16 protein-coding genes and 1 pseudogene are annotated in these 21,536 nt (G+C 62.0%); 7 read left to right on the plus strand and 10 right to left on the minus strand.

The features are described 5' to 3' along the window. Positions 1 to 144 (plus strand): annotated as a pseudogene (locus ACQ4WN_RS00005) (IS1595 family transposase); the annotation flags it as partial. A 59-nt stretch (positions 145 to 203) separates the two neighbouring features. On the opposite strand, the gene ACQ4WN_RS00010 reads toward ACQ4WN_RS00005, so the two are convergent. Further along, the gene (locus ACQ4WN_RS00010; protein ID WP_436549703.1) at positions 204 to 1,931 is read right to left on the minus strand and encodes a dipeptidyl-peptidase 3 family protein; all 1,728 of its coding nucleotides are present in this window, start codon (positions 1,929 to 1,931) and stop codon (positions 204 to 206) included. 108 nt (positions 1,932 to 2,039) lie between these two features. Then, on the minus strand, positions 2,040 to 2,639 hold the full coding sequence (locus tag ACQ4WN_RS00015; protein WP_436549704.1) for a short chain dehydrogenase: 600 nt from the start codon (positions 2,637 to 2,639) through the stop codon (positions 2,040 to 2,042). 114 nt (positions 2,640 to 2,753) lie between these two features. On the opposite strand from ACQ4WN_RS00015, the gene ACQ4WN_RS00020 reads away from it, so the two are divergent. Continuing rightward, a complete protein-coding gene (locus ACQ4WN_RS00020) occupies positions 2,754 to 3,671 on the plus strand; it encodes a LysR substrate-binding domain-containing protein (protein ID WP_436549705.1) in 918 nt (305 codons plus the stop codon). Between the two features lie 25 nt (positions 3,672 to 3,696). Here ACQ4WN_RS00020 and ACQ4WN_RS00025 read toward each other — a convergent pair whose 3' ends face one another. Genes ACQ4WN_RS00025 through ACQ4WN_RS00035 form a run of 3 tightly spaced genes read right to left on the minus strand, consistent with a single transcriptional unit; the run spans position 3,697 to position 8,014 of the window. Beyond that, positions 3,697 to 5,160, minus strand: a complete 1,464-nt coding sequence (locus tag ACQ4WN_RS00025; RefSeq protein ID WP_436549706.1) for an efflux transporter outer membrane subunit — start codon at positions 5,158 to 5,160, stop codon at positions 3,697 to 3,699. 40 nt (positions 5,161 to 5,200) lie between these two features. Further along, positions 5,201 to 6,799, minus strand: coding sequence for a DHA2 family efflux MFS transporter permease subunit (locus ACQ4WN_RS00030; protein WP_436549707.1), 1,599 nt, complete (start codon positions 6,797 to 6,799; stop codon positions 5,201 to 5,203). Between the two features lie 6 nt (positions 6,800 to 6,805). Beyond that, positions 6,806 to 8,014: an HlyD family secretion protein gene (locus tag ACQ4WN_RS00035; protein ID WP_436549708.1), complete on the minus strand. Its 1,209-nt coding sequence runs from the start codon at positions 8,012 to 8,014 to the stop codon at positions 6,806 to 6,808. A 144-nt stretch (positions 8,015 to 8,158) separates the two neighbouring features. On the opposite strand from ACQ4WN_RS00035, the gene ACQ4WN_RS00040 reads away from it, so the two are divergent. Continuing rightward, a complete protein-coding gene (locus ACQ4WN_RS00040) occupies positions 8,159 to 8,878 on the plus strand; it encodes a TetR/AcrR family transcriptional regulator (RefSeq protein ID WP_436549709.1) in 720 nt (239 codons plus the stop codon). A gap of 8 nt (positions 8,879 to 8,886) precedes the next feature. On the opposite strand, the gene ACQ4WN_RS00045 is transcribed toward ACQ4WN_RS00040, so the two are convergent. The 4 genes from ACQ4WN_RS00045 to aceE form a co-directional block, all read right to left on the minus strand. Beyond that, the gene (locus ACQ4WN_RS00045) at positions 8,887 to 10,017 is read right to left on the minus strand and encodes a hypothetical protein (RefSeq protein WP_436549710.1); all 1,131 of its coding nucleotides are present in this window, start codon (positions 10,015 to 10,017) and stop codon (positions 8,887 to 8,889) included. Between the two features lie 467 nt (positions 10,018 to 10,484). Beyond that, positions 10,485 to 12,278 carry a dihydrolipoyl dehydrogenase gene (gene lpdA, locus ACQ4WN_RS00050; RefSeq protein WP_436549711.1) on the minus strand — a complete coding sequence of 598 codons (1,794 nt, stop codon included), beginning with the start codon at positions 12,276 to 12,278 and terminating at the stop codon, positions 10,485 to 10,487. Between the two features lie 10 nt (positions 12,279 to 12,288). Next, complete coding sequence (aceF, locus tag ACQ4WN_RS00055; protein WP_436549712.1) at positions 12,289 to 13,941, minus strand: dihydrolipoyllysine-residue acetyltransferase; 1,653 nt, start codon at positions 13,939 to 13,941, stop codon at positions 12,289 to 12,291. 94 nt (positions 13,942 to 14,035) lie between these two features. Then, complete coding sequence (gene aceE, locus ACQ4WN_RS00060; protein WP_436549713.1) at positions 14,036 to 16,732, minus strand: pyruvate dehydrogenase (acetyl-transferring), homodimeric type; 2,697 nt, start codon at positions 16,730 to 16,732, stop codon at positions 14,036 to 14,038. Between the two features lie 661 nt (positions 16,733 to 17,393). Between aceE and folD the strand changes: the two genes are divergently transcribed. The 4 genes from folD to ACQ4WN_RS00080 all read left to right on the plus strand — a co-directional run bounded on the left by folD (position 17,394) and on the right by ACQ4WN_RS00080 (position 21,229). Next, a complete protein-coding gene (gene folD, locus ACQ4WN_RS00065) occupies positions 17,394 to 18,239 on the plus strand; it encodes a bifunctional methylenetetrahydrofolate dehydrogenase/methenyltetrahydrofolate cyclohydrolase FolD (protein WP_436549714.1) in 846 nt (281 codons plus the stop codon). Between the two features lie 127 nt (positions 18,240 to 18,366). Then, positions 18,367 to 20,436 (plus strand): M3 family metallopeptidase, encoded by a 2,070-nt coding sequence (locus tag ACQ4WN_RS00070; RefSeq protein WP_436549715.1) that lies wholly within the window; start codon positions 18,367 to 18,369, stop codon positions 20,434 to 20,436. 20 nt (positions 20,437 to 20,456) lie between these two features. Continuing rightward, positions 20,457 to 20,882, plus strand: coding sequence for a DNA polymerase III subunit chi (locus ACQ4WN_RS00075; protein ID WP_436550081.1), 426 nt, complete (start codon positions 20,457 to 20,459; stop codon positions 20,880 to 20,882). Further along, entirely contained in the window at positions 20,879 to 21,229 is a 351-nt protein-coding gene (locus ACQ4WN_RS00080; protein ID WP_436549716.1) for a DUF2486 family protein, read from the plus strand. The genes ACQ4WN_RS00075 and ACQ4WN_RS00080 overlap by 4 nt, the downstream gene beginning before the upstream one ends. A 97-nt stretch (positions 21,230 to 21,326) precedes the next feature. Here ACQ4WN_RS00080 and ACQ4WN_RS00085 read toward each other — a convergent pair whose 3' ends face one another. Then, positions 21,327 to 21,530: a hypothetical protein gene (locus ACQ4WN_RS00085; protein WP_436549717.1), complete on the minus strand. Its 204-nt coding sequence runs from the start codon at positions 21,528 to 21,530 to the stop codon at positions 21,327 to 21,329. Positions 21,531 to 21,536: the final 6 nt, after the last annotated feature.

Raw genomic sequence — 21,536 nt, forward strand, 5'->3', positions numbered from 1 at the left:
CTACGCATATTCCACGGGGTAGCCAGCCATTACCTGCCGAATTATCTGGGGTGGCGCTGGATACTCGACGCCGGACGCATCCGCTCCCCACAAACATTGTTGAAGGCAACCATGGGAGAGTTCCCACACCTTACGGTGACATAGCCAAAAAAAACCGGTGCAGCAGCACCGGCTTTTCACACTGACAATCGTCAAGATCGGATTTATTTCTTCGCAGTCATTGCCTTGTCCAGCGCGCGGGCCGTGACGAATTCCGGACGGATATCGTTCGGCACGGCTTTCATCTTGTCGAGCGCCACTTGCACTTCAGGACGGATCACCACGTACTTGCTCATCAACGCTTGCGCGCGCGCATAATCGCCCGTCGCCTCGATGGTCAAGAATTCACGGTCCAGGTCGATCACGGCCTGTTTGATCTTGCCAAAATCAACGCCAAACTTGCCGTCGCCCAGGGAAACAAAACCGCCCTTGTCGAGGATGTAATTCATCTGGATGGCCATGCCGCGCGCATGCGAATCCGTCAGGCCGAAATGCAGGGTGCGGAAACCGGAGGCGAGGAAAGTGTTGTACAGCTTGCGCTCGGCCGCCTCGCCCTGGCCCAGGGTATCGTTGAGTTGCCCCTTGTCCATCATGTAGCGCAGCGCGAACAGGCCCGTGATATCGGCCTTGGCTTCCTCAATGGTGGAGTACGCTTCCTTCAAGTCCTGGCGCGGCGTGGAGGGCTTGCCGTCGACGACGGTGGCGTGCGGGCCCAGGCCATGCATGATTTCATGCGCGAGGATGTGCGTGAAGAAGGAATTGAAGTCGACGTCCTGCTGCGCATCGGCTGTCAGCACCAGTTTCGAGATCGGCGTCAGGGTAGCCTTGAACTTGGCTTCCTGCACGTTTTTCAGCATCACGCGCTTGGAGCCGCGCGCGCTGATGATGCGCTCGTCGTTGGGCAGGTTGTACGCGGCCGTCTGCACTGCCATGTTGCCGTCGCCGGCGCCATATACCTGGTTGACCACCACCATCGGCGCCAGCGCGCCCACTTTCGGGTTGCGGTACCGGGCGTCGAGCGGCAGGTTGTCTTCCAGCTCCTGCATGTGCTTGGCGAAGAAATTGAGCTTTTGCGTTTCCTCCTGGTCGCGGATGTTCACATAGGCTTCGAACGCGGCCTTGTAGCCGAACAGCTCGTCGTTATATGTTTCATACGGGCCGATGGTGATGTCGACGGGCGAGTCGAGATCCATCCAGGCGAAGTCGGACGGCAGATAGTCATTGTCGAGGAAAGCCTTGGCGCGCAGGGTGAGGAATTTTTTCAGCGATGCGTTGTCCGTGGCGGCAGCCGCCTCGTCGAGCAGCCTGGCCAGTTGTTTCAGTTCCACCTTGTACTCGTCCGAGTATTTGACAGTCTGGTATTTGCCATCCTTGCCCGCGCGAATCGTCGTGAAAAACCATTGCGCCTGCTGCTTGTCGTCCGCTGGCAAGCCGTTCATCCACGCTTCCAGGCTGGCCTTGGTGGCGCCCTGCGGATAGAAATTACCCGCTTCCGGCTTGTGCGCGGGAATGGCGATGCCCGCATAGCTGGCCGGCATGAACGAGGCGTGCGCGTCGAGCACCGACCATGGCCCCTTGTTGATCCAGAAATAGTTCAGGCGCGCCTGGCCCAGCGTTGATTTGTCCTTCTTCAAGGCCGTCCACAGCGCTTCATTGCCGGACCAGCGCTGGCGCAGTTGCAGCACGTCGACCAGCTTGGCCGCTTCGACCAGCTTGGCGATGGCCTGGCGGTCGCCCGCAGACAGGTGGGACGTATCGGCGCTCAGCGCGACGGGCGCGTAACGGGCGCTCATGGTGGTCAGTTGTTGCGCTGTTGCGGGGGTGGCTGGCGTTGCGGCACAGGCGCTGCCGACGGCAGCGGCCATCAGCAGGGGAATCAGGAGTTTTTTCATGGGGGTCTCGGTAAGATTTTTCTCAGAAGCGGCTGGCGCGGATGGCGCGCTACCGCTTTCTTGCTCAGTCTGCGATTGTCCCACCTGCCCCATGGCATGGCAAGCCGCTTACCAGACCTTGTACACCTGCCCCGTCTGCGCCCCTTCCACGCTGCGGCTATAAGCCAGGGCCACGCGGCTGGCGGCGGCCGGCTCGAAGCCGTAGAAGTAGGGACCATACGCTTCCAGCGATTCGGCCAGCACCGTGGGGCTGACGGCATTGATGCGCACGCCGCGTGCCAGTTCGATGGCAGCGCCCCGCACGAAGCCTTCCACGGCTGCATTCGTCATGCTGGCGGCCGCGCCGAAGCGGATAGGCTGCTCGGCCACGATGCCGCTGGTCAGGGTGATCGAGCCACCATCGTTCAGATATTCCTGCGCCACCAGCGCCACGTTCACCTGGCCCATCAGCTTGCTGTCCAGGCCTAGCTGGAATTGCTCGGGAGTAAATTCGGCCAGCGGGCCGAAATGCAGCTTGCCGGCCGTGACGATGACGGCGTCGACCTTGCCGATGCGCTTGAACAGGGCGCGCACTTGCGCGATGTCGCCCATGTCGGCCTGATGCGTGCCGCTGCGGCTACCCACTTCGATGATTTCATGGCGTTGCGCCAGTTGTGCCGCGACGGCCGCGCCGATGGTGCCGCTGGCACCGATGATGACGATTTTCATGCTGCTTCCTTGTCTGGGGTTGAACGATGGAGCCAGTATGCGCCGCTTCCAAAAAGGAATAAATACGCTAGAATTTACAAGATTACTAACTCACAATTTGCAATCAAGGTGCCCATGGATAAATTGCGCAGCATGGAGATTTTTGTCGCCGTCGTCGATGCGGGCAGTTTCACGGCCGCCGCCGAGGCGTTCCAGATTTCACCCGTGATGGTGGGCAAGCACATCAGGCAGCTCGAAGAGCGGCTGGGCGCGCGGCTGCTGGCGCGCACCACGCGCCGGCAAAGCCTGACGGAAATCGGCCAGCAGTATGTGGAGCAGTGCCGCCAGATCCTGGCCAGCATCCATGCGGCCGAACGTGGCGCGGAAGCCATGCGCACGGCGCCGCGCGGCAAGCTGAAAATCACGGCGCCCGTGTCGTTCGGCAGCGAGTGCATCGCGCCGCTGCTGGCGGACTACCTCGATGCGTATCCGGAAGTAAGCCTGGAATTGAACCTGAACGACAGGACGGTAGACCTGGTGGAAGAAGGGTTTGATGCGGCCATCCGCATCGGCAAGCTGGAAGATTCCGCCATGGTGGCGCGCGCGCTGCGGCCGTATGCGATGGTGATTTGCGCCGCGCCCGCCTACCTGGCCAAACATGGCATGCCGCGCACGCCGGCCGACCTGGCGCGCCACGAGTGCCTGGATTTCATGCAGTGGACGCGCCATGTGCGCTGGCGCCTGGCCAGGAGCGGCGACGACGATGGCAGCCCCGTGCGCGAGAGCCGCTTCCGCTCGAACAATGGGCAGGCATTGCGTGTGGCGGCCCTGCACGGCTTTGGCATCGTCATGCAGGCGGAAATCCTGATGGCCAGCGATATCGCCGCCGGCAGGCTGGTGCCGCTGCTGGCCGACTATGTGCCGGCGCCGCGCCCCATGCACCTCGTGTATGCGCGCGACCGCCAGCCCACGCCCAAGCTGACGACCTTCATCGATTTTCTGCTGGAACGCTACGGGCCAGCGGCGACACCGCCGCCGGCCACGCTCACGTAACCGTCGTACCTAGTTCACCTCGTACTTAGTTGGCCTTCGCCAGCTTCGCCAGTTCGCCGTCCGGTTTCCAACCGGCGCCCAGGGAACGGGCCACGGCGACCGTCGCCAGCAAACGCTGGGTCTTGATCTGCACGGCGGCGCGGTCCGCTGCCAGCGAGCTGCGCTGTGCATCGGTGACGTCCAGGTAGGTCGAGATACCGCGCTCGTAGCGCGTGCGCGCCACCAGATAGGCGCGCGCAGCGGCGGCTTGCGACAGGGCCTGTGCGTCGCCCTGCAACTGGCGCTGCTCCACGTCGGACAGCGCGTCTTCCACTTCGCGCAAAGCCGTCAGCAATTTCGTTTCATGGTTCGCCACAGCTTCCGCATAGCGCGCCTTGCTCAAATCCAGGTTGGCCTGGTTGCGGCCACCGTCGAAGATCGGCAGGGACAGGGCCAGAGGGCCAAAGCTGAACTGGCGCGAACCGCCCTGCGCCAGGTCGCGCAGCTTTTCCGAGGCGTAGCCGAAATTGCCCGTCAATTGCAGCGACGGGTAAAACGCGCCTTCGGCCACGCCCACTTGCGCGTTCGCCGCGCGCAGGCTCGCCACGCTGGAGACCAGGTCCGGGCGGTGCGCCAGCAGGCTGGCCGGCAAGCCGACGGGAATGGCGGGGGGCAGCGGCAAGCTGGAAGGTTCAGCCGCCACCGGCAATTGCAGCGCCGACGGCGGCTTGCCCGTCAGGGTAGCCAGGCTGTTTTCCAGCTGGTTGCGCTGGCGCTTGACTTCATGCAGGTCGGCCTGGGCGTTCGACAGTTCGACTTTCGCGCGCGCCAGGTCCAGCTCATTCGTCAGTCCCGCATTGAAACGCGCCTCGACCAGCTGCGCCGACTCGCGGCGCGTGTCCAAGGCGCCATTCAGGATGGCCATTTCCGCGTCCAGCCCGCGCAGCTGCCAGTAATTGCTGGCCACTTGTGCCGACAGCATCAGCAGCACGCCGTCACGGTCTGCCTGCGCGGCCAGCGCCTGCGAGTCAGCCGCTTCGACCATGCGTTTCACGCGGCCCAGCAAGTCGACTTCATACGACAGCGAGCCGCCCACGGAAAAATTATTGCCGCTGATGGAGCGGTTGCCCAGGGCCAGACCCTGCGAGGTGTTGGCCGAAGTGCGCGAATTTGAGATGCCGGTGCTGACGTTGACGCTCGGGCCCTGGTTGGCACGCGCCGTGCCGCTTTGCGCCAGTGCCTGCAGCAGGCGCTCACCCGCCGCTTTCACGCTGGGATTGTCCTGCAGCGCGCTTTGCTCCAGGCGGTCCAGGGTAGCGTCGCCATAAATGCTCCACCACGCCTTGGGCAGCTGCGCGGCATCCGCTGCGGCAGCGCCGTGGCGGAAAACGCCGTTGTCGATGCCGGCCACATTCGCCGGGGCAGTGAAATCCTGGCCCACGGTACCGCAGGCGGACAGCGCTACGGCAAGGGAAGCGGCCAGCGCGATTTTCGTCAATACTGTTTGCATGGTGTATACCTTCTTGTTCTTTAAGGGCTTGCGTCGGCGGTCAATGACCGCCGCCACCGCCACCGGGGGCTTTGAGTTTGTCGGCCAGCCACAGGGGCACGATACAGACCAGCAGGATGGCGCCGATCAGGAAGAAACCATCGTTGTAGGCCATCACGTACGCTTCGCGGCGCACGATGCCGTCGATCGCCTGCAAGGCCTGGTTGCCGGCCGTGACAGCGTCATAACCCTTGGCCATGAACGAGGACGTCAGCTGGTCGATGCGCAGCTGCGTGGCGCTGGAATACGCATTGATCGCTTCACCCAGGCGTTGCGAGTGGAAATGCTCGCGGGTGCTCAGGGCCGTCGCCAGCAGGGCGATGCCGATCGAGCCGCCCAGGTTGCGCGTCATATTGAACAGGCTCGAAGCGGACGGCATGTCCTTCGGCGCGATGCCCTTCATGGCGAAGTTCGACAGGGTCAGCATGACGAAGGGCTGGCCCAGCGCGCGCACCACCTGCGACCATAGCAGCTGGTCGTAGCCGGTGGAAGCGTCCATGTAGGCATTCATCATGCACGAGCCGCCAAACAGCAGCAGGCCGAACGAGCACAGGATGCGGTTATCCACCACCGACGACAGCTTGGCGACGAAGGGCATGATGAACAGCTGCGGCAAGCCCACCCACATGATGACTTCACCGATCTGCATCGGCGAATAGCCGGCGATCTGGCCCAGGAACAGGGGCAGCAAAAAGGCCGAGCCATACAGGCCCATGCCCGTCACGGCCGACAGCACGGTGGCGACCAGAAAATTGCGCTGGCCGTACAGGGCCAGGTTGACGAACGGTTCGGCGCGCGTGGCGCTGGTGACGACCCAGCCCAGGATGCCCGTCAGGGCCAGTGCCGCAAAGGCGATGATGAAGCCCGAGTCGAACCAGTCCTTCGAATTGCCCTCTTCCAGGAAGATAGTCAGGCAACCCAGGCCCAGGGCCATGAAGAAGATGCCCAGCCAGTCGGCTTTCCAGAACATCTCCAGCTTCATCGGCTCCTTGTCCAGGCCATAGATCATGCCGGCGATCAGCAGCACGCCCGGCACCCAGTTGATGTAGAAAATCGAAGGCCAGCCATACAGCTCGGAGAGATAGCCGCCCAGGGTCGGGCCCATGGCCGGCGCCAGGGTAGCCGTCAAGCCAAAGATGGCCATGCCGACGGCGCGCTTCGACGGCGGCAGCTTGAGCATCACCAGGGTGAACGCCATGGGGATCAGGGCGCCGCCGGTGAACCCTTGCAGCATGCGGAAGACAATCATGCTTTCCAGGTTCCAGGCCGTGCCGCACAGGGTGGAGAACAGCAGGAAGAAAGCGGTGGTGCCGATCATGTAGGTGCGCAAGCCGAACACGCGCGCCAGCAGCGCGGTGAGGGGAATGACGATAATTTCCGCCACCAGGTAAGCCGTGGAAATCCACGAGCCCTCTTCCTGGGTGGCCGACAGCGAGCCAAGGATATCCTTGAGCGAGGAGTTGGTGATCTGGATGTCGAGCACCGCCATGAAGGCACCCAGCATGCCGGCGGCGACCGCCAGCCAGGTGCGCCCGGAGACTTTCTCGCTGATCACGGGAAACGCCGGCGATGCCGCCGGTGTATTGGAAGGGCTGCTCATGGAAACTTAGCGGGCGGCGCTCTGCGCGGCGGGAGCAGCTGGTGCGGCGGCGTGGCGCGGCGCCTTGTCCTGATCCGCATTGGGCTGGTTCACTTCCACTTCGGCGATCACCGACATGCCCGGCACCAGGCGGCCATTCATGGCCTTGATGTCTTCCGGCTGGAAGACGATTTTCACGGGCACGCGCTGCACGATCTTGGTGAAGTTACCGGTGGCGTTATCGGCCGGCAGCAGGGCGAATTGCGCGCCCGAGGCAGGCGCGAAGCTGTCGACCGTGCCCACCAGTTTCTTGCCCGGCATGGCGTCGATGGTCACGTGCACGCTCTGTCCGCGGTGCAGGTCGGCCAATTGGGTTTCCTTGAAGTTGGCGGTGACCCAGACGTTATCCTGCACGATGGCCGTCAATTGCTGGCCAGGCTGCACGCGCATGCCTGTTTCCACATTACGCTTGCCGATGCGGCCGGCGACGGGGGCCAGGACGCGGTTGTATTGCAGTTGCTGTTCCGCGTCCTTCAATTGCACGCGCAGCACGGCCACCTGGGCCTTGGCCACGTCGCGCGCAGCTTGCGCCGCACCGATCTGCGCCTTCGCGGCGGAAGCGCTGTCGCGGCGGGCGGCCAGGTCGGCCACGGCGCTGGAGCGGGCTGCGTTGGCGGCGTCCAGTTCCGCTTTCGAGACGGCTTTCATCTGGCTCGTGTACAGCTGGCCATAACGCTCGGCATCCTGTTTCGCGCGCAGCAGTTGCGCATCGGCTTGCGCCACTTGCGCCTGGGCGGCACTGGCCTGCGCCTGCACTTGCGCGATCTGCGCGTCGGCTTGCAGCACTTGCTGCTCGGCGCTGGCGATCTGCGCGGCGATCTGCTCGGTTTTCACGCGCTGGTCGAACGGATCGAGTTCGGCGATCACGTCGCCCTCTTTCACCATTTGATTGTCATCGATGAAAACCTTGGTGACGACGCCGGAAATGCGCGCCGAGACGGGATGCACGTGGCCGGACACATAAGCATTTTCTGTTTCCACGAAATAGTGGCTGCGGTACCACATGCGCGCGCCGGCGCCCAGCGCGACGAGGACGATCAGGCCGGCGATGATTTTTACGCGGTTGTTAGGTGGTGCGGAGCTGGCGGAAGCGGCGGGCGCGGAAGGGGCGGCAGGGGCCGCGGGTGGGACGGCGCTCAGCACCTTGTGCTCTGCTTGACCTGGCTGGTTGGACATACTCGCTCCGAAAATGAAATGATATAGGTTCATTATTGGGCAAAGAAAAACCAAAGTCAAGAAATGAAACGATTGCATTTCATTTTAATTTGCACTACAGTGTGAGCCATCACTTACCTTCCACCTTAAAAAGAGACCCAGACCATGTCCGATCCCGGCCTCAGCGATACCTTGCCCACCGATACAGAATCCGACGCCGCCGCCCAGGAGCTTTCCTGCTGCGGCAAGCCTGCCGGCCGCCCGCGCGCGGCCGACATGGAAGCGCGCATGGAAAACCTGCTGCACACGGCGGGCTGCCTGTTTCTGGAAAAAGGGTATGGGAAGGTGAGCCTGGAAATGATCGCCCGCGAAGCCCATGTGGCCGTGCGCACGATTTATGTGAAATTTGGCGGCAAGTCGGGCTTGTTCAATGCCGTGGTGGAATTGCGCCGCGCCGCCTACTTCTCGACCATGCCGGCGCTGGAAACGGATATGCGGCCCCTGCCCGCCATCCTGGGCGAGTTCGGCCTGCTGTTCGTGCAACTCGTCACCATGCCCGCTGCCATCCGCCTGAATCGCATGGTGGTGGCCGAAGCGGCCACGCATCCGGAGCTGGCGGAAACGTTTTACAAGGTGGGACCGGGACAGACGCGCGAGATGCTGACCAAGTTTTTCAGCCGTCCCGACATCGCGCCCCTGTTTCGCGCGGAGTTGACGCCCTCCATCCTGGCGCTGCACCTGCTCAACTGCCTGCTGGGGGACCAGATGTCGCGCCTGCTGTTTCCGCCACAGGCGCAACCGGATGTGGCGCAATTGCGCGCCAAGGTGGCAGTCAGTCTCGACCTGTTCCTGCACGGCACCCTGCGCCAGCCGCTCGCGGCCTGACGCGCGATTCAGCCCTGGCAGCCGCCCTCTTCCTGCATCGTCGCTGCGGCACGCTCATCGTTCAAGCCCAGCGCACGCAGGAAAGGCTGGGCGGCGGACGGGTCATCAAGACTAAGTGAAGACTCACTTCCATCGTGACGTTCCGGGCCATAGCGCATCAGGTCGAACGAGGTTTCAAAGCGCTGCGCCAGGAAGTAGGTGCGGAAGTAATCGAAGGCAAACGCCACCTGGCCATCGGCCAGCAGCAGCAAGCCATGCGCATACAGCGGTGCCAGCCAGTCGCTTGCCGGCATGTTCCGGCCCTTCACGCCGCAATAGTCGCTGGCAAAACGCTGCAGTTCCCCTTCGCCGAGGAACAGGGTCTTGGCTTCGAACATCACGAACGCCAGCTCGATCAGGAATTCGCGCGTATCGGCAGCCACGCCAGCATCCTCACGCTGCTGCGCGCCCACCTTGCCCAGCAAGCCATCGAAATAGGCGCGTTCGCCTGCCAGCTGCGGCAGCAAGGTGGCAAACACATACTCGGCATCCATCTGCCCCGTTTCCTGGCCATTCGGCGTGTACAGCACCGACAGGGCGAAGTTCTTGCTCACTTGGTCGAACTCGCGCAGGGAGACCTTCCACTGCGCGCCTGGCGCGTCGCCATCGGCCACGCCCATGCCGAACTCGAGCACGGAAAATGCCGCCATCTGGCCATGCGCACCGTACAGGCTGCCGGGATTGCTCTTGAACAGGATGCCTAGCGACTTCATCAGCGAACTGGCGTCACCCGTATGCTGGTGGCCGTGGAACACGGCGTGGATATTCTTGTAGTGCGCGCGCTGCTCGGCACTGGCGTGCTCATCGGCGGAGAAAAAACTGAAGCCAGCATTGCCCAGCGCCGCAGCCGCGACACCCTGCACGCGGCTGCCCGGCACCAGGTAGAAACGCGCACCGGGCAAGCTGGCCGCCTGCAACAAGGGACGCAGGAAATATTCGTAGACATACAGGGGCGTCGTGCCGGCACAGGCGTCCAGCGCCACCAGCTGGCCTGTGAAGAAAATCGCATCGATCTGCTTGCCCGCCGCCAGGATAGCAGCCACATCCTGGTACAAGGCATGCAGCATCACGGCTTGCTCTTGCTCATCAGCCCGACGCATACGAACATCGGCAATATGAAGGGCGGTAAACTTTTTCATTGTTGCAAAACTTTCTCAGGGCCTATCCCAGTAGGGAGCGTCTTCTGCTGGTCGTTCATCAGGAGCGCGGACAAGGCGTGCGGAAGACGCGTAGCGAGCCACGCGAAGACGATCAACGCAGCCCCCGCTTCCGAGGGGCGCCAGCAGGGGGCATATTCATCTACCGGGACAGGCTCTTAGTAGAGCGGAACTTGACCGACCCACACACTGGCAACATTCCAGGAAAAATCACACGCTTCTGTTGCAGCAAAAGCAAAACATGGTTACAGACCTCCATTCTGCCACTTTTTCCATACGGCAATACTCACCAATATTCACATGCGATGGATACGCCACACCCCATCTGCGGTTTACGCTGCCAAGACCAGGCGAAATAAAAAAACCGGGAACACGTCCCGGTTTTTTTAGTACTGAAAGTTAACTCTTTATCAGCGCTTGCGCGGTGGCGGCAAGTCCGTGCACACGCCTTCGTACACTTCAGCGGCCATGCCGATCGACTCGCCCAGGGTCGGGTGCGGGTGGATGGTCTTGCCGATGTCGGTGCCGTCGCAGCCCATTTCGATGGCCAGGGCGATTTCGCCAATCATATCGCCCGCATGCGTGCCGACGATGGTGCCGCCGATGATGCGATGCGTTTCTGCATCGAACAGCAGCTTGGTGAAGCCTTCGGCACGGCCATTGGCCACGGCGCGGCCGGAAGCTGCCCAAGGGAAGTGGCCCTTCTCGACCTTGATGCCCTTGGCTTTCGCTTCGTCTTCCGTGATGCCGGCCCATGCCACTTCCGGGTCCGTATAGGCGACCGATGGAATCACCTTGACGTCGAAGTGCGACTTCTGGCCGGCGGCAGCTTCCGCTGCCACGTGGGCTTCATGCACGGCCTTGTGCGCCAGCATCGGCTGGCCCACCAGGTCGCCGATGGCGAAGATATTCGGTACGTTGGTGCGCATCTGGCTGTCGACGTTGATGAAACCACGGTCCGTGACCTGCACGCCGGCCTTGTCAGCAGCCAGCTTCTTGCCGTTCGGGCTACGGCCCACGGCGACGAGCACCAGGTCGTAGATTTGCGGCGCCGGCGCCGTGGCACCCGCTTCAGCCGCTTCGAACGTGACCTTGATGCCTTCCGGCAGTGCCTCGACGGCCACCGTCTTGGTCTTGGTCATGATGTTGTCGAAGCGTTTTTCATTGAACTTCTGCCACACCTTGACGGCGTCGCGGTCGGCGCCCTGCATCAGGCCATCCATCATTTCGACCACGTCGATGCGCGCGCCAAACGTGGAGTATACAGTCGCCATTTCCAGGCCGATGATGCCGCCGCCGATGACCAGCATGCGTTTCGGGATCTGGCGCAATTCCAGCGCGCCCGTCGAATCGACGATGCGCGGGTCTTCCGGCACGAACGGCAGCTTCACCACGGACGAGCCGGCGGCGATGATGGCTTGCTTGAACTGCACGACCTTTTTAGAGCCGTCAGCCGCCGTCACTTCGATGTGGTTCGCGCTGAGGAACTGGCCCACGCCGGTGACGACTTGCGTCTTGCGCGCCTTGGCCATGCCAGCCAGGCCGCCCGTCATGTTCGAGATGACACCTTCCTTGTACTTGCGTACCTGGTCGATATCGATCGTCGGCTTGGCAAACGTCACGCCCGTGTTGGACATGTGCGCCGTTTCATCGATGACGGAGGCGACGTGCAGCAGCGCCTTCGACGGGATGCAGCCCACGTTCAGGCACACGCCGCCCAGGGTGGCGTAGCGCTCGACGATGACCGTCGACATGCCCAGATCGGCCGCGCGGAACGCCGCCGAATAACCGCCAGGACCGCCGCCCAATACCATCATGTCGACGTCGATGTCGACCTGGCCGCTGTAATTGCCGGCCGGGATGGCGGCGGCAACTGGTGCCGCCGCAGGGGCGGCTGCCGGAGCTGCGGCCGCTGGCGCAGGAGCAGGAGCAGGAGCAGCCGCCGGCGCAGCAGCTGCCGCGCCTTCAGACGCTTCCACCACCAGCAGCGCGCTGCCTTCGGCGATCTTGTCGCCAACCTTGACCTTGATTTCCTTGACGACACCCGCATGGGTCGAAGGAATTTCCATGCTGGCCTTGTCCGATTCGACCGTGATCAGGGACTGGTCCACCTTGATGGTGTCGCCCACCTTGACCATCAGTTCGATGACTTCGACTTCCTTGAAGTCGCCGATATTCGGTACTTTTACCTCTACTGTGCTCATCAATCGCTCCTTACAGCAGAATTTTGCGCATGTCGGCCAGGACTTCGCCGAGGTACACGGAGAATCGCGCGCCCATCGCGCCATCGACCACGCGGTGGTCGTAGGACAGCGAGGTGCCCATCATCAAGCGTGGCTGGAAGGCCTTGCCATCCCATACCGGCTTGATCGAGGCTTTCGACAGACCCAGAATCGCCACTTCCGGCGCATTCACGATAGGCGTGAAGTGCGTCCCGCCGATGCCGCCCAGGGACGAGATCGTGAAGCTGGCGCCCTGCATGTCGGCCGGTTTCAGCTTGCCTTCGCGCGCCTGCAGCGACAGTTCCGTCATTTCGCGGGCGATCTGCGAGACCGATTTCTGGTCCGCGCCCTTGATCACCGGTACCACCAGGCCATTCGGCGTGTCGGCCGCGAAGCCGATGTTGTAGTACTGCTTGAGGATCAGGTTCTCACCCTTGGCGTCGAGCGACGCGTTAAACGCGGGGAATTTCTTCAGCGCGGCAACGGACGCCTTGATGACGAAGGCCAGCATGGTCAGCTTGGCCGCATCCTTGTTCTTCGCATTGGCCGCGTTGGTGTCGACGCGGAACGCTTCCAGGTCCGTCACGTCCGCTTCGTCGAATTGCGTGACGTGCGGGATCATGACCCAGTTGCGGTGCAGATTCGGGCCCGAGATTTTCTTGATGCGCGACAGCGGCAGCAATTCGGTCGTGCCGAATTTGCTGAAGTCCAGCGACGGCCATGGCAGCAGGTCCAGGCCCACGCCCGAACCGGCTTTGGCGACCGGTGCATTTGGCGCGGCGACGGCGCCCGACATCACGCCCTTGACGAAGTTCTGCACGTCTTCCTGGGTGATGCGGCCCTTCGGACCGGAACCGCCCACGCGGGCCAGGTCCACGCCCAGTTCGCGCGCAAACTTGCGGATCGATGGCGACGCGTGCGCCAGCTTGCCATTTGCGGCAGGTGCGGCGGCAGGGGCAGCAGCGGCGACCGGTGCCGAAGCGACGGCGGCGGCTGGCGCGGCAGCAGCTTGCGCGGCCGGTGCAGGAGCGGCGGCAGGGGCAGCAGCAGGAGCAGCAGCGCCACCGGTCGTTTCCACGACCAGTACCAGCGAACCCTTGGCAACCTTGTCGCCAACCTTGACTTTCAATTCTTTCACGATACCGGCGTGGCTCGATGGAATTTCCATGCTGGCCTTGTCCGATTCGACCGTCAGCAGCGACTGGTCGACCTTGATCGCATCGCCCACCTTGACCATCAGTTCGATGACTTCGACTTCCTTGAAGTCGCCGATATCGGGCACGGTCACGTCGACCAGACCGCCGGCGGCTGGCGCAGGGGCGGCGGCAGGTGCCGCTTCAGCAACTGGCGCGGCTGCCGGTGCAGGCGCAGCGGCGGCAGCTGCAGGCGCAGGCGCCGATGCGTCGTCCGCCACTTCCAGCAGCAGGACCAGCGAACCTTCGGCGATCTTGTCGCCCACGTTGACTTTCAATTCCTTGACGACACCGGCGTGGCTCGATGGAATTTCCATGCTGGCCTTGTCCGATTCGACCGTGATCAGGGACTGGTCGACCTTGACCGTATCGCCTGGCTTGACCATCAGTTCAATGATCTCGACTTCCTTGAAATCGCCGATATCCGGGACTTTGACTTCCACAATGCTCATAGCTTGCTCCGTTATTTTATTTGTCAGATGGACCCGCACACACGCCAGGGCGGCACTTTCGCACCGCCCTGGCATCATCGGGTCCGCACAACGATTACTGGGTCACCGGATTCGGTTTGTTCGCGTCGATGCCGTACTTGGCGATCGCCTGCTCCACCACCGACACGTCGATCTTGCCTTCGTCAGCCAGCGATTTCAACGCGGCCACGGTGACATAATAACGGTTCACTTCGAAGAACTCGCGCAGCTTGGCGCGGCTGTCCGAGCGGCCAAAGCCATCGGTGCCCAACACTTTGTAAGTGCGGCCCTTCGGCATGAAGGCGCGGATCTGTTCTGCAAACGCGCGCATGTAATCGGTCGTGGCGACGATCGGGCCATCCGTGTCCTGCATCAGCGACGTCACGTACGGCACGCGCTGCGCTTTCGACGGGTTGACCATGTTCCAGCGCTCGGCATCCTGGCCATCGCGGGCCACCAGGGTCAGCGACGGCGCCGACCACACGTCTGCAGCCACGCCCCAGTCGTTTTGCAGCAATTCGGCGGCGAAGATCGATTCGCGCAGGATGGTGCCGCAACCGATCAGTTGTACGAGCAGCTTGGCGTCAGCCTGGCCTTCCTGCAGCTTGTACATGCCTTTCAGGATGCCTTCTTCCTGGCCTGGCTTGATGCCTGGCTGGGCGTAGTTCTCGTTCATGATCGTGATGTAGTAGAACACATCTTCCTGGTTGGCGATCATGCGGCGCAGGCCGTCCTGGATGATGACGGCGACTTCATGGCTGAAGGTCGGATCGTACGGCATGCAGGTCGGGATGGTCGCGGCGAAGATATGGCTGTGGCCATCTTCGTGCTGCAAGCCTTCGCCGTTCAGGGTCGTACGGCCAGCCGTGCCGCCCATCAGGAAGCCACGGGCGCGCATGTCGGCCGAAGCCCATACCTGGTCGCCGATGCGCTGGAAGCCGAACATCGAATAGAAGGTGTAGAACGGGATCATGATGCGGTCGTTGGTCGAATACGACGTCGCCGCAGCGATCCACGAGCTCATGCCGCCCGCTTCGTTGATACCCTCTTGCAGGATCTGGCCAGCCTTGTCTTCGCGGTAGTACATGACCTGGTCTTTGTCGACCGGCTCGTACAACTGGCCTTTCGGGTTGTAGATGCCGATCTGGCGGAACAGGCCTTCCATGCCGAAGGTACGCGATTCATCGACCAGGATAGGCACCACGCGCTGGCCCAGGTTCGGGTCTTTCAGCAGGGTCGAAATGACGCGCACGAACGCTTGCGTAGTCGAGATTTCGCGGCCTTCAGGCGTGGCTTCCAGCACGTTCTTGAACGCGTCCAGGCCAGGCACCGGCAGGGTTTCTTCCGATTTCTGGCGGCGCTGCGGCAGGTAGCCGCCCAGGGCCTTGCGGCGCTCGTGCAGGTAGACCATTTCCGGCGCATCGTCGGCTGGCTTGAAGAACGGGATGTCGGCCAGCTTGTCGTCAGGGATAGGCAGCGAGAAGCGGTCGCGCATTTCGCGAATCGCTTCGTCGTCGAGTTTTTTCGTCTGGTGCGCCGTGTTGCGCGCTTCGCCCGACTTGCCCATGCCGTAGCCCTTGATGGTTTTCACCAGCAGGACGGTCGGCTGGCCCTTGTGTTCCTGGGCGATCTTGAATGCCGCGTAGATCTTGTGCGGATCGTGGCCACCACGGGTCAGGCGCCAGATGTCGTCATCGGTCATGTTGGCAACCATTTCCAGCAGCTTCGGATGCTTGCCGAAGAAATGCTTGCGCACGTAGGCGCCATCTTTGGCCTTGTAGTTCTGGTATTCGCCGTCGACGGTTTCCATCATCACGCGTTGCAGGATGCCTTCCTTGTCCTGCGCCAGCAGGGCGTCCCAGCCCGGGCCCCAGATGACTTTGACGACGTTCCAGCCTGCGCCACGGAATTCGCCTTCCAGTTCCTGGATGATCTTGGTATTGCCGCGCACAGGGCCGTCCAGGCGCTGCAGGTTGCAGTTGACCACGATGACCAGGTTGTCGAGCATGTCGCGTGCGGCCAGGCCGATCGCGCCCAGGGATTCCGGCTCGTCCATCTCGCCATCGCCGCAGAAGGCCCAGATCTTGCGGTTGTCGGTTTTCGCGATGCCGCGCGCGTGCAGGTATTTCAGGAAGCGCGCCTGGTAGATCGCCATGTGCGGGCCCAGGCCCATCGACACGGTCGGGAACTGCCAGAAGTCAGGCATCAATTTAGGATGCGGGTACGAAGACAGGCCCTTGCCGTCGACTTCCTTGCGGAAGTTCAGCATTTGCTCTTCGGAGAGGCGGCCTTCAAGGAAGGCGCGCGCGTAGACGCCTGGCGAGGAGTGGCCCTGGATATACAGCAGGTCGCCGCCGTGGTCGGCCGTTGGCGCATGCCAGAAGTGGTTGAAACCGATGCCCAGCATGTTCGCCAGCGAAGCGAACGAGGACAAGTGGCCACCCAGGTCGCCGTCGGCGCGGTTGGCCTTGACCACCATGGCCATGGCGTTCCAGCGCATCCACGAGCGCAGGCGCTCTTCGTATTCCAGATTGCCGGGACAGTGTGCTTCTTGCTTGGTGGGGATGGTATTGACGTAGGCGGTGGTGCTGGAGAACGGGATCTGGGCGCCACGGCGGCGGGCCAGGTCAACCATGCGCTCCATCAGGTAATGCGCGCGTTCCGGACCTTCATTTTCCAGAACGGCTTCGAGCGCGTCCAGCCACTCCTTGGTTTCCTGCATATCCGGGTCGGTGCCGATCTGTGTCGTTACCTGGTTCAGTTGAGCTGACATCTGTTGAGTCTCCTTTGTGAACGCCCCACCCCGATTTTCCGGATCGCTGTCGGACGGTATTTCGCTGATTATTTACTATTAAGTCGGTTTAGTGTGGGGATTCTAACAGCGTATTTACTATTTTTCAAATTACGATATAGCATTTCGTATTGTGAAATCACACTATGAAATTTATGCTGCACTGCCGCAAATTCTGCCCGGAAATTAGGGTGATCAAAGTGCCAAAAACGGCGCCAAAAAAACCGCAGGCCCTTGCGCTCCCTAGGCCACCAGCACACCAGCAAAACGCATTAACGCCCCAGTCGTCCGCACAGGCATACCGGGCCAAGCGGGACTGAAAAATGTCGAGGGCAAGGCGCAGCGACGCAGACAGTACGCCAGTACGGCAAGGAGCTGCAACGCCGCCATCGGCATTTTCTCAGGCCCGCGTCTCTGGCCCGCTTTTATGCCGGGCCAGGCGGGCCTGAAAAATGTCGAGGGCAAGGCGCGGCGACACAGACAGTACGCCAGTACGGCAAGGAGCTGCAACGCCGCCATCGGCATTTTCTCAGGCCCGCGTCTGTGGCCCGCTTTTTAACGTTACGGCATTGGCGCCAAAACCGCCCCTTTGCGCCGCCCGGCTTTATAATCTGTCTTTTCCCTCCCACACAGCCTCCCTACCATGCCAGCACAACTGATCGACGGAATCGCCCTTTCCCAAAAACTGCGCAGCGAAATCGCCACGCGCGCCGCCGCCCTCACGGCCAAGGGCATCCAGCCCGGCCTGGCCGTGATACTCGTCGGCGAAGACCCGGCGAGCCAGGTGTATGTCCGCAACAAGGTCAAGGCGTGCGGCGACGTGGGTTTTCACTCGGTGCTGGAAAAATATGAAGCGGACCTGTCCGAAGCGGACTTGCTGGCACGCATCGCCAGCCTGAATACCGACCCGGCCATCCACGGCATCCTCGTGCAAATGCCCTTGCCCAAGCACATCAACCCGCACAAGGTCATCGAAGCGATTGCCACGACGAAAGACGTGGATGGCTATTCCGTCCTGAGCGCGGGCGAACTGATGACGGGCTTGCCGGGCTTCCGCCCTTGCACGCCGTATGGCTGCATGAAATTGATCGAAAGCACGGGCGTGGACTTGCGCGGCAAGCACGCCGTCGTCATCGGCCGCAGCAACACCGTCGGCAAGCCGATGGCCCTGCTGCTCTTGCAAGCGAACGCTACCGTCACCATCTGCCATAGCGCAACCCCGGACCTGGGCCTGTACACGCGTCAGGCCGACGTCGTCGTGGCCGCCGTCGGCCGCCGCAACACCCTGACAGCCGACATGGTCAAGCCGGGCGCCATCGTTATCGATGTGGGTATGAACCGCGACGACAACGGCAAGCTGTGCGGTGACGTGGATTTTGCCGGTGTGCAAGAAGTCGCCTCCCACATCACGCCCGTGCCGGGTGGTGTTGGCCCGATGACGATCACCATGTTATTGATGAATACCGTCGAAGCCGCAGAACGTATTTAAAAGAGGAGCACCTGAGAAAATGCCCCTGGCGGCGTTGCAGTGCCTCGCCAGGAATGTTTTTCAGGCGCTCCAGTATGCAGGCGGCGTTGCCGCCTGAAGATATAAAGACAGAATGGACGAACCGACGATGAATACCAATCCCCTGCTTGATTTTTCCGGCCTGCCACGCTTCGACGCGATCACGCACGAGCATGTCACGCCTGCCATCGATACCCTGCTGGCACAGGCGCGCGCCACCGTGGCGCAGCTGGAAGCGCCGATGGAAGAAGTGAGCTGGGAAAACTTCGTCGCGCCCCAGGACCAGATCGCTGAAACCCTGGGCCGCGCCTGGAGCATCGTCAACCACCTCAACAGCGTGATCGATACGCCCGAGCTGCGCGCCGCCTACAATGCCAACCAGCCCAAGGTGACGGAATTCTGGACCGAACTTAGCCAGAACGAAATCCTCTTCGGCAAATACAAGCAATTGCAGGCCAGCCCCGCTTTCGCCAGCCTGTCGCCGGCGCGCCGGCGCATCGCCGAGAATGCCATGCGCGACTTCCGCCTGGGCGGCGCCGAGTTGCCAGAGGACAAGAAAGAACGCTTTGGCGCCATCCAGGAAGAACATGCGGCCGTCTCCACGCGTTTTTCCGAAAACGTGCTCGACGCCACCAATGACTACAAGTTGCTGGTCGACAATGAAAACGAGCTGGCCGGCTTGCCCGACGACGTGAAGGCTGCCGCGCGCGCCGCCGCTGAAAAGGCCGGCAAGCAAGGGTACGAATTCTCGCTGCACTTCCCGTCCTACTACCCGATCCTGCAATTTGCCGACAATCGCGCGCTGCGCGAAACCATCTACCGCGCCAACGCCACCAAGGCCTCGGACCAGGGCGAGGTCTTCAGCAAAAAAGAGGACTGGGACAATACGCACAACATCGTCACCTTGTTGCGGCTGCGCGACGAAGAGGCAAAACTGCTCGGCTACGCCAATTTCGCCGAAGTATCGCTGGTCTCCAAGATGGCCACCTCGCCCGCGCAAGTCATCGCTTTCCTGGAAGACCTGGCCAAGCGCGCGCGCCCGTTCGCCGAGAAAGATCTGGCAGAACTGAAACAATTCGCGCGGGAAGAACTGGGCATAGACGAGCTGCAAGCGTGGGACGTGCCGTACGCCTCCGAAAAACTGCAGGAACGCCGCTATGCGTTCTCGGCCCAGGAAGTGAAGCAATATTTCCCTGAACACAAGGTGATCGACGGCCTGTTCCGCCAGATCCAGAACCTGTTTGCCGTCGACATCAAACTGGATACCGCACCCGTCTGGCATCCTGACGTGCGCTTTTACCGCATCGAGCGCGACGGCAAACTGGTCGGCCAGTTCTACCTGGACCTGTATGCGCGCGCCGGCAAGAGCGGCGGCGCCTGGATGGACGACGCGCGCGGCCGCCGTGCCGACGGTAGCCAAGTGCAAACGCCGATCGCCTATCTGACCTGCAATTTCACACAGCCGGCCGAGGTCGACGGCAAGGTGCAGCCGGCATTGTTTACCCACGATGAAGTCATCACCCTGTTCCACGAATTCGGCCACGGCCTGCACCATATGCTCACCGTCGTCGACGAACTGGGCGTGTCGGGCATTGCCGGTGTCGAATGGGATGCCGTGGAACTGCCATCGCAATTCATGGAAAACTTCTGCTGGGAATGGGAAGTGCTCGAACACATGACGGCGCATGCCGTCACGGGCGAGCCGCTGCCGCGCGCGCTGTACGACAAGATGCTGGCAGCCAAGAATTTCCAGTCCGGCTTGCAGACCCTGCGCCAGGTGGAATTTTCCTTGCTCGACATGCATTTGCACTATGACTACGATGCCAGCACGGGCCAGAGCGTGCAGCAACTGATCGACGGCGTGCGCGCCAAGTTTTCGCTGCTCATCCCGCCCCCGTTCAACCGTTTCCAGAATGCCTTCGGGCATATCTTTGCCGGCGGCTATGCGGCTGGCTACTATAGCTACAAATGGGCCGAGGTGCTGTCCGCCGACGCCTATGCGGCGTTTGAAGAAGCCAAGGCGCTGGGCCCGGCCGCCACCACCGCGGCAGGCAAGCGTTACCTGCAAGAAATCCTGTCCGTCGGTGGCTCGCGCCCCGCGCTGGAATCGTTTACGGCCTTCCGCGGCCGTGAACCATCGATCGACGCCCTGCTGCGCCACAGCGGCATGGCAGCCTGAAGGGTGATATGAGCAGCACCATGAACCGCGTCGATTTTCACAGCAACGTGCCGGACAAGCTGGCCTACGCCTGCCGTCTGGCGCGCAAGGCCTATATGGCTGGCAACAAGGTCGTCGTGCTGGCGGCCGACAGCGCCCAGCTCGACGCCTTGAACCGCGCCATGTGGACCATTTCCGCCACGGATTTCCTGCCGCACGTGCTGGCCGGCGACCCGCTGGCGGCGCAAACGCCCATCATCCTGACCGATGACGAAATGGCCGAGCTGCCGCACCACGACATCCTCGTCAACCTGTCGCAGTTGCCGCCTGTCAACTACGCGCAGTTCCAGCGCGTCTTCGAGATCGTCTCCATGGATGAGCAAGATGCGCAGGCAGGCCGCCAGCGCTTCCTGCATTACCGCCAGCAAGACGTGCAGCCCACGCACTTCGTGGCAGGTAAAGCATGAGCCAGCAGCCATTCGACCAGGGTATTCCCTTGCTGACGGAGGTGCTGCTGGGGCCGGAAGTTGAGCCCGCCATATCAGTCGAGCCTGCTGTCGAGTTGCCACCGGGCGTCGTGCAGCCCGACTGGGACGCCATCGAACAGCGGCTGACACAGCGCATCCTGCATCAGGTGCAAGGCAAGATAGACCATCTGCTGGAAGAGCGCATCGCCCACGTCTTGCAGACGGCCCTGCAAAACGCCCTGATCGGCATGCGCGGCGCCCTGCGCGAAGATTTGCAGCAATCGCTGGAACAGATCGTGGCCCACGCGGTGAGCCATGAGCTGGGGCACTTGCATCCGCCTGCGTAGTAATCTCGTCACTTTGCCCCCAACGGCGTACGGCTGGGGTCAGACCCTCAGGGTCCGACCCCGGATGTTGTTTTGGGGTAGAAGAACGCAGATTTTCTTACACCCTTCCCTCTTCCAGCGCCATTCTTTGGTGCGCTCGCGCCTGCGAAATCGGTGCATTGCGCCTCACTTTGGTGATTGTTGCGACAAAATGCAAAAAGCCCCAAAAGCGGCTTTGCGCCGCCTGTTTTTTGTTGTACCTTTCTTCACACGTACCGCCATTCGAAGCGGTTTCACGAGACGCCGCCGTATCTTTATCCATTGGAGA

This window comes from Janthinobacterium pasteuri (assembly GCF_051380775.1).
GTDB lineage: Bacteria > Pseudomonadota > Gammaproteobacteria > Burkholderiales > Burkholderiaceae_D > Janthinobacterium.